Consider the following 15,118-nt stretch of genomic DNA (forward strand, 5'->3'; position numbering starts at 1 on the left):
GGCCGGAACGGGGACAAAGACGAAGAGCGTGTCCATGCTGACCAGTTTCGCCAGGGCCGGACTTCTCATCGGTGCCATCGCGCTTGCCGGCTGTACCGATTCCTCCATCGGGGACTTCGCCCCCCAGCATGCCAACCGGCAGCTTCCGCCCAAGGTCCTTCAGGCGATGAAGGCCAAGGGCATGAACAAGACGTCGCCCATCTTGGCGCGTGTGTTCAAGGAAGAGGGCAAGCTGGAAATCTGGAAGCAGAAGACCAACGGCCGCTACGACCTCATCGCCAGCTACGACATCTGCAAATGGTCGGGCAAGCTCGGGCCGAAATTCACCGAGGGCGACCGGCAGGCGCCGGAAGGCTTCTACACGGTGCGGCCCTCGCAGATGAAGCCGAACTCGCAATACCACCTGGCCTTCAACATCGGCTACCCGAACGCCTATGACCGCGCCAACGGCCGCACCGGCTCCAATCTGATGGTGCACGGCGCCTGCTCGTCGGCCGGCTGCTATTCGATGACCGACCAGCAGATCGAGGAAATCTACGCCTTCGGCCGCGACGCCTTCCAGGGCGGGCAGACCGAGTTCCAGGTGCAGGCCTTCCCCTTCCGCATGACCGCCGCCAACATGGCGCGCTACCGCAACGACCCGAACTACGAGTTCTGGAAGATGCTCAAGGTCGGCTACGATCATTTCGAGCTGACCAAGGTGCCGCCGAAGGTCGACGTGTGCGAGCGGCGCTATGTGTTCAACCAGCTTCCGGTCGACGGCCAGCCCTTCAACCCGACCGGCGCCTGCCCGGCCAGTTCGCAGCCGGATTCGCTGAAGGTCGCCTACAGCAGCTACCAGAGCAACTATGAGGCGGCCTTCAACAGCGCGCTGAAAGCCTCCACCCCGGCGCCGAAGCCGACCATCGCCGGCGTCAAGGAAGCCAACATCGTTTCGGAATGGACGCGCAAGCGCGCCCGCGGCGAGCGCGTGCCGATCGAGCCGCCGTCGCTGAACCCCGACGGGACCGTCACCCAGACCGAGCGCATGGGCCGCATCGATTCCGCCGAAGGCCGCCGCATGGCCGCGATCGAGGCGGAAGAGGCAGCCAAGAAGAAGGCTGCCGAGGAAAAGGCGGCTGCGGTCGCCGCCGCCAAGGCGGCGAAGGAAACGCAGAAGGTCGAGGCGGCCGCCGCGGCCAAAGCCGCCGAGGTCGCGGCGCAGGCGCCCGTCCAGCCCGCGCCGCCGATGCAGACCGCGCAATCACAAGACGCGGACGAGGGCACCGCCGCCAAGCTGAAGAAGCGGCTGCTCGGCATGTTCGGCGGCTGACATAGCCTTGCCCGACGACATCGACGTCTATGATCTGCGGGGCCTCAACTGCCCCCTGCCGGTGCTGAAGGCGCGCAAGCGCCTCGCCGGCCTTCCCCGGGGCGCGCTCCTGTGGGTGGAAACCACCGATCCGCTGGCCGTGCTCGACATTCCCGCCTTCTGCAACGAGGCCGGCCATCTGCTGATCGAAACCACGGCGCTGGACGGCGCCCACCGCTTCCTGATCGAGCGGGGCGGCTGAGTCCGGGGCTTATCGTCCCGGGATGGCCAGCGGATTGCCTTCGAGCGCCGCGCGGTCCGGCATGTCGATCTGCGGCACATTGGTGATCGCCGCGAACAGACGCGCCACATAGTCGCCCGGCATGTCGAAGGTGATCAGCACCAACCGCGTGCCGCGCTTGTCGTCCGGCCATGCGGGCAGGCGCGCCGGCGGATGCAGGATCTTCTGAACGCCATGCACCACCAGCGGCCGTGACGGGTCCTCGGCCAGCTCGACGATGCCCTTCATGCGCAGCAGGTTCTCGCCATGGGTGGAGCGCAGCAGGTCGAGGAACATCTCGATGGCCGCGAAAGGCACCGGCCCGTCATGGACCAAGGTGTCGGTGCGGATGCGCCCGTCGTGATGGTGGTGGCGATGGTGCGCGTCGTGGTCGTGGTGCCCCTCGCAGGCATAGTTATCATGGTCATGCCGCGCTTCCCCCAGCCAGCGGCGCACGTCGGCGGTCTTGGTTTCGGGGTCGTAGAGCCCGCAACCGAACAGGTCCCGCAGCCCGGCATTGCGGACATCGAGGATCGGCGCCGACGGATTGAGCCGGCTGAGCCGCGCCGTCAGCCCGGCCGGAACCGCCTCGTCGGCGACCATGTCGAGCTTGGAGAGGACGATGCGGTCGGCAACCGCCGCCTGCTTCACCGCCTCCATATGGGCGTCAAGGGTGGCTGCGCCGTTGACGGCATCGACCAGCGTCAGAACGCCGTCCAGGCGGAAGGCCTGCACCAGCACCGGATGCGCCATGATCGACCGCAGCACCGGCGCGGGATCGGCAAGGCCGGTCGTCTCGATGACGACGCGCGACAGGGCTGCGATGCGTCCGGTCTGCACCCGGTCGACCAGCTCGGCCAGCGTATCGACCAGCTCGCCGCGCACCGTGCAGCACAGGCAGCCATCCGACAGTTCGATGATCCCGTCGGAAGCCTGCTCGACCAGCAGATGGTCGATGGCGACGTCACCAAACTCGTTGATGATGACGGCGGTGTCCTTCAGCTCGGGGGTCTTGAGGAGCCGGTTGAGCAGCGTCGTCTTGCCGGAGCCGAGGAAGCCGGTCAGCACCGTGACGGGAATGGGAAAGCCGGGCATGGAGCGGGTCAGCCGCCCTGGGCCGAGGCGGCGAAGGCCGGCGGCGGCAGGTCGGGCCGCCAGCTCGGCACCGGCACGTCGGCATATTCGACGCGGCCGACCATGGCCTTCGGCACCGGGCCGGTGGCGCCTCCGAGGCTGACCACGACCAGCTTGGGATCGGTCAGCTTCTGCTGGTAGATCGATTTCGGCCCTTCCTTCGGCCCGGTCGAGGCCTCCGACTGGGCGGCGGCCTGGGCGGGCTTGCAGATCACCGGGCGCAGGTCCGTCGGCGTCTGCGTATCGCCATAGGGCGCCAGCGTCGCGAGGCTGGCGCTGCCCTGGCCCTGCGTGGCGAAACCGGCGTCGAGCAGCTTCGCCACCGCCTCGGCGCGGGCAAGCCCGTTCTTCTCCCCGAACACCACGGCCGCCAGCGTGCGCCCGTTGCGGGTCGCCGTGCCGACCAGATTGAAGCCCGATTCGCACACGAAGCCGGTCTTCATGCCGTCGGCACCCGGATAGCGGCCGACCAGAAGATTGTAATTGGGGATCTTGCTCTTGCCGAAGGCGAGCCCCTCGATGCCGTACCAGGAATTATACTGCGGGAAATCGCGGCGCAGCGCCGTGACCAGCACCGCCATGTCGCGCGCCGTCGTGTATTGCTCGGGCGAGAACAGCCCGTTGGGGTTGACGAAATGGCTGCCGCTCATGCCGAGGCGCGCGGCTTCCGCATTCATGCGAAGGGCAAAATCGGCCTGGGTGCCGCCGATATTCTCGCCGATGGCCATGGCGATATCGTTGGCGGACTTGACGAGCATCATCTTGAGCGCATTGTCGAGCCGCATCACCTGGCCGGTCTTGAAGCCCATCTTGCTCGGCGGCTGGTTGACGGCGTTACGCGTCATCTTGATCGGCGAATCGAGCGCCACCTCGCCCGCCTCGATGGCGCGGAAGGTGACATAGGCCGTCATCAGCTTGGTAAGCGAAGCCGGGTACCAGCGCTTGAACGCATCTTCATGCGCAAGCACCCTGCCCGTGTTCAGCTCGAACAGCAGCGTCGGGTTGGCGGCTGCCGGAGCCGGGAGGGCACCGAGCCCGAGCGCGCCGAAAAGCGCCAGTTTCACGAAACGCGTGGTCGTCATGGTAATCCTGAACATCCTGTGCCGTGGTCGGTCTGGCCCTCGGGCGCGCGGCAATGGCGCTGCCCGCTCTTCCCCGGCCGCTTCAGCCGGTGCTATTTAACCTATATGTCGTCAACATGGCAAAGGCCGGTCGTCATCCCGCGACCGCGATTTGTCCATCCGGAGCCGAGAGAAACCATGCCCATCCTGAACCGCGCCGCCGAAATGCAGGAAGAAGTCGCCGGCTGGCGCCGCCATCTGCACAGCAGACCGGAACTTGGCTTCGACGTGGTCGAGACCGCCGCCTTCGTGGCCGACAAGCTGGCCGCATTCGGCTGCGACGAGGTGGTGACGGGCATCGGCCGCACCGGCGTGGTCGGTCTCATCCGCGGAAAGCTGGGCCAGGGCCGCACAATCGGCCTACGCGCCGACATGGACGCGCTACCGATCGGCGAGATCACCGGCAAGCCCTATGCCTCGACCCGCACCGGCAAGATGCACGCCTGCGGCCATGACGGCCACACCGCCATGCTGCTCGGCGCGGCTTCCTATCTGGCCGAGACCCGCAATTTTGCCGGCACGGTCGCCGTGATCTTCCAGCCGGCCGAGGAAGGCGGCGGCGGCGGCCGCGAAATGGTCAAGGACGGGCTGATGGACCGCTTCGGCATCGAGAACGTGTTCGGGATGCACAATCTTCCCGGCCTGCCGGTCGGGAACTTCGCCACCAGGCAGGGTCCCATTCTAGCCGCGACCGCCGAGTTCGACATCAAGGTGGCCGGCCGGGGCGGCCACGCCGCCATGCCCCAGCGTACCCTCGATCCGATCGTGGCGGCCAGCCATCTGGTGACCGCGCTGCAATCCATCGTCGGGCGCAATGTGGATCCTCTGGAGGCGGCGGTGGTGTCGGTGACGAAGTTCCATGCCGGCGATGCCCACAACATCATTCCCGAGCAGGCGGAATTGGCCGGCACCGTGCGCACATTGAAGGCCGAAACCGCGAAGCTGGCGGAAGAACGGCTGAAGGCGGTCTGCGACGGCATCGCCGCCACGTTCGGCGTCTCGGTGGACGTCGATTTGCGGCCCAACTATCCGGTGACCTTCAACCATGCGCCCGAAACCGCCTTCGCCGGCGATGTCGCCGCCGCCATTGCCGGCGCCGCCCTGGTGGACCGGGACATGCCGCCGCTGATGGCCGGCGAGGATTTTTCCTACATGCTGGAAGCGCGCCCCGGCGCCTTCATCTTCCTCGGCAATGGCGACAGCGCCGGGCTGCACCACCCCGCCTACGACTTCAACGACGAGGCGATCCCGCACGGCGTCAGCTACTGGGTGCGGCTGGCGGAGACGGCGCTGGCGCCCTAAGCCGGGGCGGATGCGCGGATTTGCGCGGCGGCGCGTGTTTTTGAAGCGCCCCGCCTTGGCGAGCGGGCGCGAAACCGTTATGTGTCTGCGCCAGTGGTCCCGTAGCTCAGTAGGATAGAGCGGCAGATTCCTAATCTGTAGGTCGCAGGTTCGATTCCTGCCGGGATCACCAGCAAAATTCCGGGCCTGTCACATCCTTTGCGGGATTTTCATGCCGCAGCCAAGCTGTTCCGCGTCCAAAAGGTCCCTCCCGTCCCATCTGCAACAATCCGTTTGCAAAGAGACAATGCGAAAGAGCCCGCCACCCTTGCGGATGGCGGGCCTGTTGCCTGAGTGCCTTCCCGCAAGGCGGGGTGCCGATCATCCCTGCGCCCGGCAAGTTAACGGTCGGTTAAGGCGGCGGCCTGCTGCCCGGATTTGTGCCTTGCAGGGAATCATCGGCAATTCCTGCAATGCATGATCACCACCTCATCTATCTGAGCTGGTTCCTTGTCCTTCTTCCGGTCATCATTGGCGGCGTACTTCCAGTTTTGTTAATTCGGAACTCCGGGAGAATGATGATCATGGTCATCCCCCCTGATTTTGATTTCCGCATTTGCCGGTTATTTTCTGATGCAGGCGTTTTTGCCGTTTTCTAGGGACGGCTATGGTCCAGCCATTGTTGCGCGCGCTTTTTCCCGCCAAACCCCACTGTCTATTCTGCCACAGGGGCCGATAAAAAATGCTCCAGGGCGCGGCCGACCTTGACCTTTCATCCTCGTTTCCCATTCTTTTTCATAACGCGTGACGAGGAGAATTGGCATGGAAGAAGCAGGCATCGGCTGGATTGCGGCAATTATCATCGGCGGCCTGGCCGGCTGGATCGCATCCCGGTTCATGGACAGCAACACCGGCATCTTCATGAACATCATTCTGGGGATCATCGGCGCCGCGGTGGCCAGTTTCATTTTCGGCCTTCTCGGCGTGTCGTTCGGCGGCTGGCTTGGCTACCTCGTCGCCGGTTGCATCGGTGCATGCATCCTGATCTGGGGTGCGCGGGCAGTGCGCGGATAATGGTGCGAGGGCAATCCGCCACGATTGTCGGCCGGTGCGTTGGGCTCCCCCTGCTTGCCCTGTCGCTTCTCGCCGGGTGCCAGTTCACGGCTTCGACCTTCAAGACCACGATCGTCTCGGGGCATTACCGGCAGCTGGCCGATTGCTTTTATGAAAGCGTCGGTCCGGAAAACTTCCGGCGCAGGGATGACCTCTACGGCTTCCGCATGGTCCGTATATTCGTAGGGAGCGAGCAGCCCGACAGCACTGTCGTCGAGTTTGCGGATGCGGGCCAGAACCAGACGGCCGTCACCTTCCGGACCGCCCGGCCGGGAAACCTCGAAACTCTGGTCCAGGAGTGCGTGTTTCGATGACCGGCTCGGAAAAACCGACCGACAGCGCCCCTCCCCCGCGCAAATATCCCCTGATGGTGATCATCCTTTCCGTGATCGCCATCATTGCGGTGCTGGCCATGGAGGGGTAGCGGCAACCATTCACCCCGCGGCCGATTATCAGCGACGCGGCTTTCCCCTGCCGCGTTTGCGCTTCCGTTCAAATATGCAGCGCCATGCCGAGCGCCTTGAGCGCGGCTTCCTGGAAGGCCTCGCCTTGCGTGGGATGCGCATGGATGGTGCCGGCGATATCCTCCAGCCGCGCGCCCATCTCCAGCGCCAGGCCGAAGGCCGCCGCCAGTTCCGACACGCCCTGCCCGACCGCCTGGATGCCCAGCACCAGATGGTTGTCGGCCCGCGCCACCACGCGCACGAAGCCGTCCTCGCCCTGCTTCGTCATGGCCCGGCCATTGGCGGAGAACGGGAACATCCCGATCTTGATCTCGCCCAGCGCCCTGGCTTCCTCGGGCGACAGGCCGGCCGTCACCAGTTCGGGATCGGTGAAGCAGATGGCGGGAATGGCGCGCTTGTCCCAGCTGCGTCGGTGACCGGCGACGATCTCGGCCACCATCTCGCCCTGCGCCATGGCCCGGTGCGCCAGCATCGGCTCGCCGGTGACGTCGCCGATGGCATAGATGCCGCGCATGGAGGTACGGCAGCGGTCGTCGATACGGATGAAGCGGCCGTTCATGTCGAGGTCGATTTCCTCCAGGCCCCAGCCGTCCGTCACCGGCCTGCGGCCGACGGTGACCAGCACCTTGTCGGCGGCGATCTTCCTGTCCTTGCCGTCGGCCGTCTCGATCAGCAGCGCATCGCCCTTCGAGGACAGGCCCTTGGCCCTCGCGCCGACCAGCACATCGATGCCGAGCGCCGCAAGCCGCTTCGACACCGGCCGCACCAGCTCGGCGTCATATTGGGCAAGAATGCGCGGCAGCGCCTCGACGATGGTGACCTTGGCGCCCATCTTGGCGAAGGCAGTGCCGAGTTCGAGCCCGATATAACCGCCCCCCACCACGGCCAGCTTCTGCGGCACGTCCGCGAGCGACAACGCCTCGGTAGACGAGATCACCCGCCCGCCGAACGACAGCGAGGGCAGTTCCACCGGCGCCGAACCGGTGGCGATAACGACGGTCTCGGCCCGGATGATCTGCAGGCCGGTTTCCGTCTCCACCTCGATGGTCTTGCCATCGCGGAACCGGGCATGACCCTGCACATATTTGACCTTGGCTTTCTTCAAAAGCCCGGCAACGCCGCTGGTAAGCCGACTAACGATTGCATCTTTCCACCCAACCGTTTTGCCAAAATCGAGGCTCGGCGCGGCTGCCGAAACACCCAGCGGATCGTCGCCCCCGGCGCGCGCCCTGGCTTGCTCGAAGGCTTCGGCGGCATGGATCAGGGCCTTGGAGGGGATGCAGCCGATGTTGAGGCAGGTGCCGCCTGGCTTGCCGGCTTCGACGATGACGGTGTCGAGCCCGAGCTGGCCGGCGCGAATGGCGCACACATAGCCGCCCGGGCCGGCGCCGATGATCAGAAGCTTGCAGGAAATCTCCTTCATCGACGATCTCCCTTGCCCGTAAGATTGGCGATCATGAGCCGGCTTTCTTTTTGCATGGCTAGCCCTCGACGAAGATCATGGCCGGGGTCTCGAGCAGCGCCTTGATGCGCTGCACGAAGACGGCGGCATCCCAGCCATCGATGACACGGTGGTCGAAGGAGGACGACAGGTTCATCATCTTGCGCGGCACGAACTGCGTTCCGTCCCACATCGGGCGCACCATCATCTTGTTGACGCCGATGATCGCGACTTCCGGATAGTTGATGACCGGCGTCGTCACCACGCCGCCCATGGCGCCGAGCGAGGTGATGGTGATGGTCGAGCCGGAAAGCTCCTCGCGCGTCGCGGTGCCGGATTTCGCGGCTTCCGCCAGCCGGTTCAGCTCGGCGCCGCACTCCCACAGGTCGCGGGCTTCGACGTGCTTGACCACCGGAACCACGAGGCCGCTGGCGGTCTGCGCAGCGATGCCGATATGCACCCCGCCATATTGGCGGATGATGCCGGCATCGTCGTCATAGAGCGCGTTGAGATGCGGCTGTTCGGCAATGGCCTTGACCATGGCGCGCATGAGGAAGGGCAGCAGCGTCAGCTTCGGCCGGTCCGCGCCGGGCTTCTGCTTGTTGAGGCCGGCACGCAGGTCCTCCAGGGCCGTCACATCCACCTCCTCGACATAGGTGATGTGCGGGATGCGCGCCTTGGCCAGCTGCATCTTCTCGGCGATCTTGCGCCTCAGCCCGACAACCTTGATCTCCTCGACGCGATCGTTGCGCACGAGGCCGGACACCTTGCCGGGCTGCGGGCCGCGCGCGATGAAGGCGTCTAGATCCTCATGGCCGATGCGGCCCGCCGGCCCGCTGCCGGGCACTTGCCGGAGATCAATGCCGGCTTCCCTGGCCCGCAGCCGCACCGCCGGCGAAGCCAGCGGCTTCTCGCCCTCGCGGCGCGGCGCGCCGATGCCGGCGCTGCGGGTTCCGCCCGGCTGAGCCGGAGCCGCAACCGGCTGCTTCTTCTCTGGTTCCACAGCCGCCGGCTTGGCTGGCTGGTCTGGAGCGGCAGCCTTCTTTTCCTGTGGGGGCAGTTGGGGCGCTTCCGGCGTCGCATCGCCTTCCTGGACATTGCCCTCGCCGGCCACCTTGAGACGCACGATGGGCGAGCCGATGGCGACCGTGTCGCCGATCTCGGCACCGAGCCACAGGATTTCGCCCTCCACCGGCGACGGGATCTCGACCGTCGCCTTGTCGGTCATCACGGCGGCCAGCACCGTGTCCTCGCGCACCATGTCGCCGATCTTGACATGCCATTCGACCAGCTCGGCCTCGGCCACGCCCTCGCCGACATCGGGAAGCCTGATGACGTGCTCGCCCATCTCAAGCCTCCATCGTCTCGACAAGTGCCCGGCCGACACGCGCCGGCCCGGGGAAATAGTCCCATTCCTGCGCATGCGGATAGGGCGTGTCCCAGCCCGTCACCCGCGCCACCGGCGCTTCCAGATGATAGAAGCAGTGCTCCTGCACCAGGGCGGCCAGTTCGGCACCGAAGCCGGAAGTCTGCGTCGCCTCGTGCACCACCACGCAGCGCCCGGTCTTGGTGACCGAGGCGACGATGGCGTCCAGATCGAGCGGCAAAAGCGTGCGCAGGTCGATGATCTCGGCGTCGACGCCGGTTTCCGCGGCCGCCGCCTCGGCCACATAGACCATGGTGCCGTAGGTGAGCACGGTGACGTCGCTGCCCTCGCGGCGGACCGCGGCCTTGCCGAGCGGCACCGTATAATGCCCGTCCGGCACCTCGCCCAGTTCGTGCTTCGACCATGAGGTGACCGGGCGTTCGTGGTGGCCGTCGAAGGGACCGTTATAGAGGCGCTTGGGCTCGAGGAAGATCACTGGATCGGGATCCTCGATCGCCGCGATCAGCAGGCCCTTGGCGTCGCGGGGATTGGAAGGCACCACGACCTTGAGGCCGGAGACGTGGGTGAACAGCGCCTCGGGGCTTTGGCTGTGGGTCTGGCCGCCGAAGATGCCGCCGCCGGTCGGCATGCGCACCACGATGGGGCAGGTGAAATCGCCATTGGAGCGGTAGCGCAGCCGTGCCGCTTCCGAAACGATCTGATCGTAACCCGGATAGACATAGTCGGCGAACTGCACTTCCACGCAGGGGCGCAGGCCATAGGCGGCCATGCCGATGGCGGCGCCGACGATGCCGGATTCGTTGATCGGCGCGTCGAAGCAGCGGTTCTTGCCGTATTTGGCCTGCAAGCCGGCCGTGCAGCGGAAGACGCCGCCGAAGAAGCCGACATCCTCGCCGAACACGATGACGCGTTCGTCGCGCCCCATGGAGACGTCCATGGCGTCGCGAATGGCCTCGATCATTGTCTTGCGCGCCATGGGCCTACACCCCCGCCTGCTGGCGCTGGCGCCGCAAATGCGGCGGCATCTGTTCGTAAACCCCCTCGAACATGTCGCGCGTCGAAGGCTTGTTGCCCGAATGCAGCGTGCCGTGTTCCTCGGCCTGCTTCTGCGCCGCGATCACCGTGTCGAGAATCTCGGCCTCGGCCTGTGCGTGCCGCTCGTCCGACCAGACGCCGAGCCGGATGAGATGGTTCTTCAGCCGGATGACCGGATCGCCGAGCGGCCAGGCATCGGATTCCGCCTTGGGACGGTAGGCGGACGGGTCGTCCGAGGTCGAATGCGCGCCGGCCCGGTAGGTGACGTACTCGATAAGCGTCGGCCCCAGATTGCGGCGGGCGCGTTCGATAGCCCATTGCGCCACAGCATGCACGGCGAGATAGTCGTTGCCGTCGACACGCAGGGCCGGAATGCCGAAACCGAGGCCCCGCGCCGCGAACGTGCCGGAACCGCCGCGGGCGATGCCCTGGAAGGTCGAGATCGCCCACTGGTTGTTGACCACATTGAGCACCACGGGCGCCTTGTAGGTGGAGGCGAACACTAGCGCGGCGTGGAAATCCGACTCTGCGGTCGATCCGTCGCCGATCCAGCCCACCGCGATGCGGTTGTCGCCGCTGATGGCCGAGGCCATCGCCCAGCCCACCGCCTGGATATATTGGGTGGCCAGATTGCCGGAGATCGAGAAGAAGCCGTGCTCCTTCGAGGAATACATGATCGGCAATTGCCGGCCCTTCAGCGGGTCGGCCTCGTTGGAGTAGATCTGGTTCATCATGGTGACCATCGGATAGCCGCCCGCGATCAGCAGGCCGGCCTGGCGATAGGTCGGGAAGTTCATGTCGCCGGGCGCCAGCGCCTTGCGGAAGGCGCAGCTGACGGCCTCCTCGCCCAGATGCTGCATGTAGAAGGAAGTCTTGCCCTGCCGCTGCGCCATCTGCATGCGGGCATCAAAGGCGCGCAGCGTCATCATATGGCGCAGGCCTTCCAGCAACGCCTCGTCGGTCAGGGAGCCCGACCAGGGGCCGACCGCTTCACCGGCCCGGTTCAGAACGCGGATGATGGAAAAGGCAAGATCGCGGATCTCGCGCGGATCGACATCGACCGGCGGCCGCGGCACCGAGCCGGCCTTGGGGATCGGCACATTCGAGAAATCCGGCGTGCCGCCCGGCCTTACCTCCGGTTCGGGCACATGGAATCGCAACATTCCGGTGTCGGTCATGACCTCTCCTCCTGTCGCCACGTCCGATCATCGCACATAATCGCTGTCCGAACAGCAGCGACCCGGAACAGCAGCGGCGATGCCCGGATATTGGCAGGAAAGCCGAGCAATTTCCCATTTTTGACGATCATCCTGCGGCAATAAAGCGAATGCGGCGGGCTTGTTCCGTTGATGAATGCTGCGCATAGCTGCTCGCCGGCGGCCAGCCGAAGCATCGTCGCGCACGAAAAACGCCTGCCCACTTCCGACGCAAGGCAACCCGACTTCCGTGAAATGGCTTTCACTCCCTGCATCGGTCTGGCTGGGAAACCGGATTCCCCTTTCCGCTCCAATGCTCTAGAAATCCCGCATGGCACAGAAGAAAGCTCATGAAGTCGATTCCTGGCTGGCGCGGTCGGACCCGAAGACCTTCCTCGTGCTGCTCTACGGCCCCGATCGCGGGCTGGTGGCGGAACGCGGCAAGGCTTTTGCCGAACGCACCGGCCTGCCGCTCGACGATCCCTTCAGCGTCGTGAAGCTGGACGGGGCTGAGGTGGAACGCGGCGAAGGCCGGCTGCTGGAAGAGGCCCAAACCGTACCGATGTTCTCGGACCGCCGCCTGCTGTGGGTGCGCAACGCCTCCGGCCAGAAGGGCCTGGCCGACGAGGTCAAGGCTCTGCTTGCCGAACCGGCGCGCGACGCCACGATCCTGATCGAGGCCGGCGACCTCAAGAAGGGCGCCGCGCTGCGCACGGTCGTGGAAGGCGCGGACGGCGGCATGGCCCTGCCGTGCTATGCCGATGACGGTCGCGACATCGAGGCGGTGATCGACGACGAATTGCGCAAGGCCGGCATCACCATGGCGCTGGAGGCAAGGCAGGCGCTGCGCCGCAATCTCGGCGGGGACCGGCTTGCGACCCGCGCCGAGTTGCAGAAGCTGACGCTATATGCACTGGGCCAGCCGGAAATCTCGCTCGAGGACGTGAAGGCCATGACCGGCGACGTTTCCGGCCAGTCCCTGGACGACGCCGTCGACGCGGTGCTGGACGGGCGCATCGGCGATTTCGACAGCGCCTTCGCCCGCCATTGCCAGGCCGGCGGCCAGCCCTTCCTGGCGCTGTCCGGCACCATGCGCCAGTTCCATGCCATCCATGCCATGCGCGGCGCCATGGAGGAAAGCGGCCGCAACGCCGCTTCGGTCGTGGCCGGCGCGCGGCCGCCGGTCTTCTTTCCCCGCCGCAAGCTCATCGAACGCACGCTGGAGCGCTGGAACCGGCAGGCCATCGAACGCGCCCTGGCACGGCTTCAGGCCGCGGTGCTGCAATCGCGCCGACGTCCCGACCTTGCCTCGGCGCTGGTGCGGCAGGCTTTGCTGGGCATTGCCGTGGAAAGCGCCCGCTTCTCGCGCCGATAGAGCATTTTGCGGCCAGGAAACCAAGCTGGAGCCGTTCAGGTTCAGGCTGGACTGCCCTCCTTCCCCCATGACAGGAGAAGGATGCCGTCCGCAACGCTGTTGCCTCCCTCTCTCCGTGTGCGCAGAGAGAGTAGATGGCCGCTTCCGACAGACCTGAACTGGTAATAATATACTTTAAAAACAATAAGATAAAAAAAGGCCGGCACGATGGCGGGCCGTTCGATAGGGCAGCGGGACCAGCTCAAAGCTTCAGCTTGCGGCACAATTCGTCGAGCTGGTCGAGAGTCTTGTAGGCGACGCGCAGCTCGCCACCGCCCCGCTCCTTGTGGGCGATCGACACCTTCATGCCGATCGTATCGCCAAGCAACTTCTCCAGCGCAATGGTGTCGGCATCCTTCTCCGCCGGCGCGGAGGAACGGCTGTCGCGCACCGGTGCGGCAGGCGCCTGCGCCAACGCTTCCGCTTGGCGCACCGACAGTCCTTCGTCGATGATGCGTCTGGCCAACCCCACCGGATCCTCGGCCGTGACCAGGGTACGGGCATGGCCGGCCGACAGGATCCGTCGACCACGAGGTCGCGGATCACATCGGGCAGTTTCAGCAATCGCAGCGTGTTAGCGACATGGCTGCGGCTCTTGCCGATCACCTGCCCCAGATCGGCCTGGCTGTAGCTGTGTTCCTCGATCAGTTGCTCGTAGCCCAGCGCCTCTTCGATCGGATTGAGATCGGCGCGCTGCACGTTTTCGATGATCGCCAGTTCAAGCGCCGTACGGTCGCTGACATCGCGCACGATGACCGGGATTTCGGCCAGGCCGGCACGCTGCGCCGCGCGCCAGCGGCGCTCGCCGGCGATGATCTCGTAACGACCCTGCTGGAGCGGCGACGGGCGCACCACGACCGGCTGGACGATGCCGTGCTCACGAATGGACTGGGCAAGATCTGTCAGTTCGGCCTCGCCGAAGTGCCGACGCGGGTTGCGCGGGTTGGGTGCCACGAACTCGATCGGCACCTTGCCGTCGGCCAATGCAGCCGGCTTTTCGGGTTCCGCGGGACGATCGATCTCACCGATCAGCGCCGCCAGTCCGCGCCCCAGCCGCTTTCTTGAAGGATCATCGTTCATCGTTCACCAAAACCGTTTCACTATCGAATCAATCCAGGCCCTGACTGGTCATGCCCGGCTTGGGATCATGCGGCCCGCAGGCGCCGCTCGCGGCGGATCACTTCCGAAGCGAGCTGCAAATAAGCCTGGCTCCCCGAGCATTTCAGATCATAGAGAATGGCCGGCTTGCCATAGGACGGGGCCTCGGACACCCGCACATTGCGCGGAATGACCGTCTCGTAGACCTTCTCGCCCATATGCGCCCGCACATCCTGAACCACCTGGTTGGCGAGGTTGTTGCGGCCGTCATACATGGTCAGCACGATGCCCTGGATTTCCAGTTGCGGATTGATGGAACCGCGCACCTGCTGCACGGTTTCCAGCAACTGGCTGAGACCTTCCAGCGCAAAGAACTCGCATTGCAACGGAACCAGCACCGAATCCGCCGCGGCCATCGAATTGAGGGTCAGCAGATTGAGCGACGGCGGGCAGTCGATCAGCACATAGCTGAACGGATTGCTGCGCTCGGCCGCGGCGCGCAAGGCATTGCGCAGCCGCAAAACCCGATCGGGCGCCGCCGCGATTTCCATCTCGACGCCCAGCAGGTCCAAGGTCGACGGCACGATGGACAAGCCCGGCACGACCGTTTGCATCGCCGCCGCCTCGATGCTGGCGGCGCCGGTGAGCACGTCATAAGACGAAACCGAGCGATCCTTGCGCTCGATGCCAAGTCCCGTGCTGGCATTGCCCTGCGGATCGAGATCGACGATGAGAACCTTCTCGCCGATGGCGGCCAGGGCGGTGGCGAGATTGATCGTCGTCGTCGTCTTGCCGACGCCGCCCTTCTGGTTCGCCACGGTGATGATGCGGGGTTTGCTGCTGATCATGCTTTCCTGCCGGAA

At 65.5% G+C, this 15,118-nt stretch carries 13 protein-coding genes, 1 tRNA gene and 1 pseudogene; 7 read left to right on the forward strand and 8 right to left on the reverse strand.

What is annotated here, in order from left to right; all coding sequences use genetic code 11:
- Window positions 1-34 precede the first annotated feature (34 nt).
- Both ACVCNR_RS09805 and ACVCNR_RS09810 read left to right on the forward strand, forming a co-directional pair.
- Window positions 35-1,312 (forward strand): L,D-transpeptidase family protein, encoded by a 1,278-nt coding sequence (locus ACVCNR_RS09805; protein WP_447074611.1) that lies wholly within the window; start codon window positions 35-37, stop codon window positions 1,310-1,312.
- A 7-nt stretch (window positions 1,313-1,319) separates the two neighbouring features.
- Window positions 1,320-1,553 (forward strand): sulfurtransferase TusA family protein, encoded by a 234-nt coding sequence (locus ACVCNR_RS09810; RefSeq protein ID WP_354193193.1) that lies wholly within the window; start codon window positions 1,320-1,322, stop codon window positions 1,551-1,553.
- 9 nt (window positions 1,554-1,562) lie between these two features.
- Here the strand turns inward: ACVCNR_RS09810 and ACVCNR_RS09815 are convergent, their stop codons facing one another.
- Together ACVCNR_RS09815 and ACVCNR_RS09820 are read right to left on the reverse strand one after the other, a co-directional pair.
- Window positions 1,563-2,666: a CobW family GTP-binding protein gene (locus ACVCNR_RS09815; protein WP_447074613.1), complete on the reverse strand. Its 1,104-nt coding sequence runs from the start codon at window positions 2,664-2,666 to the stop codon at window positions 1,563-1,565.
- Between the two features lie 8 nt (window positions 2,667-2,674).
- The gene (locus ACVCNR_RS09820) at window positions 2,675-3,787 is read right to left on the reverse strand and encodes a D-alanyl-D-alanine carboxypeptidase family protein (RefSeq protein ID WP_354193191.1); all 1,113 of its coding nucleotides are present in this window, start codon (window positions 3,785-3,787) and stop codon (window positions 2,675-2,677) included.
- Between the two features lie 177 nt (window positions 3,788-3,964).
- On the opposite strand from ACVCNR_RS09820, the gene ACVCNR_RS09825 reads away from it, so the two are divergent.
- The 4 genes from ACVCNR_RS09825 to ACVCNR_RS09840 all read left to right on the forward strand — a co-directional run bounded on the left by ACVCNR_RS09825 (window position 3,965) and on the right by ACVCNR_RS09840 (window position 6,534).
- Window positions 3,965-5,128 (forward strand): M20 aminoacylase family protein, encoded by a 1,164-nt coding sequence (locus tag ACVCNR_RS09825; RefSeq protein WP_447074614.1) that lies wholly within the window; start codon window positions 3,965-3,967, stop codon window positions 5,126-5,128.
- 95 nt (window positions 5,129-5,223) lie between these two features.
- Window positions 5,224-5,300 (forward strand) — tRNA-Arg (locus tag ACVCNR_RS09830).
- A gap of 629 nt (window positions 5,301-5,929) precedes the next feature.
- Entirely contained in the window at window positions 5,930-6,181 is a 252-nt protein-coding gene (locus ACVCNR_RS09835) for a GlsB/YeaQ/YmgE family stress response membrane protein (protein WP_354193187.1), read from the forward strand.
- Entirely contained in the window at window positions 6,142-6,534 is a 393-nt protein-coding gene (locus ACVCNR_RS09840; RefSeq protein ID WP_447074616.1) for a hypothetical protein, read from the forward strand. The genes ACVCNR_RS09835 and ACVCNR_RS09840 overlap by 40 nt, the downstream gene beginning before the upstream one ends.
- A gap of 178 nt (window positions 6,535-6,712) precedes the next feature.
- Here ACVCNR_RS09840 and lpdA read toward each other — a convergent pair whose 3' ends face one another.
- From lpdA to ACVCNR_RS09860, 4 genes are read right to left on the reverse strand one after another with little or no spacing between them, the layout of a single operon-like run.
- Window positions 6,713-8,107 carry a dihydrolipoyl dehydrogenase gene (gene lpdA / locus ACVCNR_RS09845; protein WP_447074618.1) on the reverse strand — a complete coding sequence of 465 codons (1,395 nt, stop codon included), beginning with the start codon at window positions 8,105-8,107 and terminating at the stop codon, window positions 6,713-6,715.
- 58 nt (window positions 8,108-8,165) lie between these two features.
- The gene (locus tag ACVCNR_RS09850; protein WP_447074620.1) at window positions 8,166-9,473 is read right to left on the reverse strand and encodes a dihydrolipoamide acetyltransferase family protein; all 1,308 of its coding nucleotides are present in this window, start codon (window positions 9,471-9,473) and stop codon (window positions 8,166-8,168) included.
- A gap of 1 nt (window position 9,474) precedes the next feature.
- Window positions 9,475-10,488, reverse strand: a complete 1,014-nt coding sequence (locus ACVCNR_RS09855) for an alpha-ketoacid dehydrogenase subunit beta (RefSeq protein WP_354193182.1) — start codon at window positions 10,486-10,488, stop codon at window positions 9,475-9,477.
- Between the two features lie 4 nt (window positions 10,489-10,492).
- Window positions 10,493-11,725 (reverse strand): 3-methyl-2-oxobutanoate dehydrogenase (2-methylpropanoyl-transferring) subunit alpha, encoded by a 1,233-nt coding sequence (locus tag ACVCNR_RS09860; protein ID WP_354193180.1) that lies wholly within the window; start codon window positions 11,723-11,725, stop codon window positions 10,493-10,495.
- 349 nt (window positions 11,726-12,074) lie between these two features.
- On the opposite strand from ACVCNR_RS09860, the gene holA reads away from it, so the two are divergent.
- Window positions 12,075-13,118, forward strand: coding sequence for a DNA polymerase III subunit delta (holA, locus tag ACVCNR_RS09865; RefSeq protein ID WP_447074622.1), 1,044 nt, complete (start codon window positions 12,075-12,077; stop codon window positions 13,116-13,118).
- A 241-nt stretch (window positions 13,119-13,359) separates the two neighbouring features.
- On the opposite strand, the pseudogene ACVCNR_RS09870 reads toward holA, so the two are convergent.
- Together ACVCNR_RS09870 and ACVCNR_RS09875 are read right to left on the reverse strand one after the other, a co-directional pair.
- Window positions 13,360-14,237, reverse strand: a pseudogene (locus ACVCNR_RS09870) (ParB/RepB/Spo0J family partition protein).
- A 65-nt stretch (window positions 14,238-14,302) separates the two neighbouring features.
- Complete coding sequence (locus tag ACVCNR_RS09875) at window positions 14,303-15,103, reverse strand: ParA family protein (RefSeq protein WP_447074624.1); 801 nt, start codon at window positions 15,101-15,103, stop codon at window positions 14,303-14,305.
- Between the last annotated feature and the right edge of the window lie 15 nt (window positions 15,104-15,118).

This window comes from Aquamicrobium terrae (genome assembly GCF_052978165.1).

Bases quoted from the DNA above. Each gene is read 5' to 3' on its own strand.
- ACVCNR_RS09805 (WP_447074611.1), top strand. From the start codon at position 35: ATGCTGACCAGTTTCGCCAGGGCCGGACTTCTCATCGGTGCCATCGCG.
- ACVCNR_RS09815 (WP_447074613.1), bottom strand. From the start codon at position 2,666: ATGCCCGGCTTTCCCATTCCCGTCACGGTGCTGACCGGCTTCCTCGGC.
- ACVCNR_RS09820 (WP_354193191.1), bottom strand. From the start codon at position 3,787: ATGACGACCACGCGTTTCGTGAAACTGGCGCTTTTCGGCGCGCTCGGG.
- ACVCNR_RS09825 (WP_447074614.1), top strand. From the start codon at position 3,965: ATGCCCATCCTGAACCGCGCCGCCGAAATGCAGGAAGAAGTCGCCGGC.
- ACVCNR_RS09835 (WP_354193187.1), top strand. From the start codon at position 5,930: ATGGAAGAAGCAGGCATCGGCTGGATTGCGGCAATTATCATCGGCGGC.
- ACVCNR_RS09840 (WP_447074616.1), top strand. From the start codon at position 6,142: ATGCATCCTGATCTGGGGTGCGCGGGCAGTGCGCGGATAATGGTGCGA.
- lpdA (WP_447074618.1), bottom strand. From the start codon at position 8,107: ATGAAGGAGATTTCCTGCAAGCTTCTGATCATCGGCGCCGGCCCGGGC.
- ACVCNR_RS09850 (WP_447074620.1), bottom strand. From the start codon at position 9,473: ATGGGCGAGCACGTCATCAGGCTTCCCGATGTCGGCGAGGGCGTGGCC.
- ACVCNR_RS09855 (WP_354193182.1), bottom strand. From the start codon at position 10,488: ATGGCGCGCAAGACAATGATCGAGGCCATTCGCGACGCCATGGACGTC.
- ACVCNR_RS09860 (WP_354193180.1), bottom strand. From the start codon at position 11,725: ATGACCGACACCGGAATGTTGCGATTCCATGTGCCCGAACCGGAGGTA.
- holA (WP_447074622.1), top strand. From the start codon at position 12,075: ATGGCACAGAAGAAAGCTCATGAAGTCGATTCCTGGCTGGCGCGGTCG.
- ACVCNR_RS09875 (WP_447074624.1), bottom strand. From the start codon at position 15,103: ATGATCAGCAGCAAACCCCGCATCATCACCGTGGCGAACCAGAAGGGC.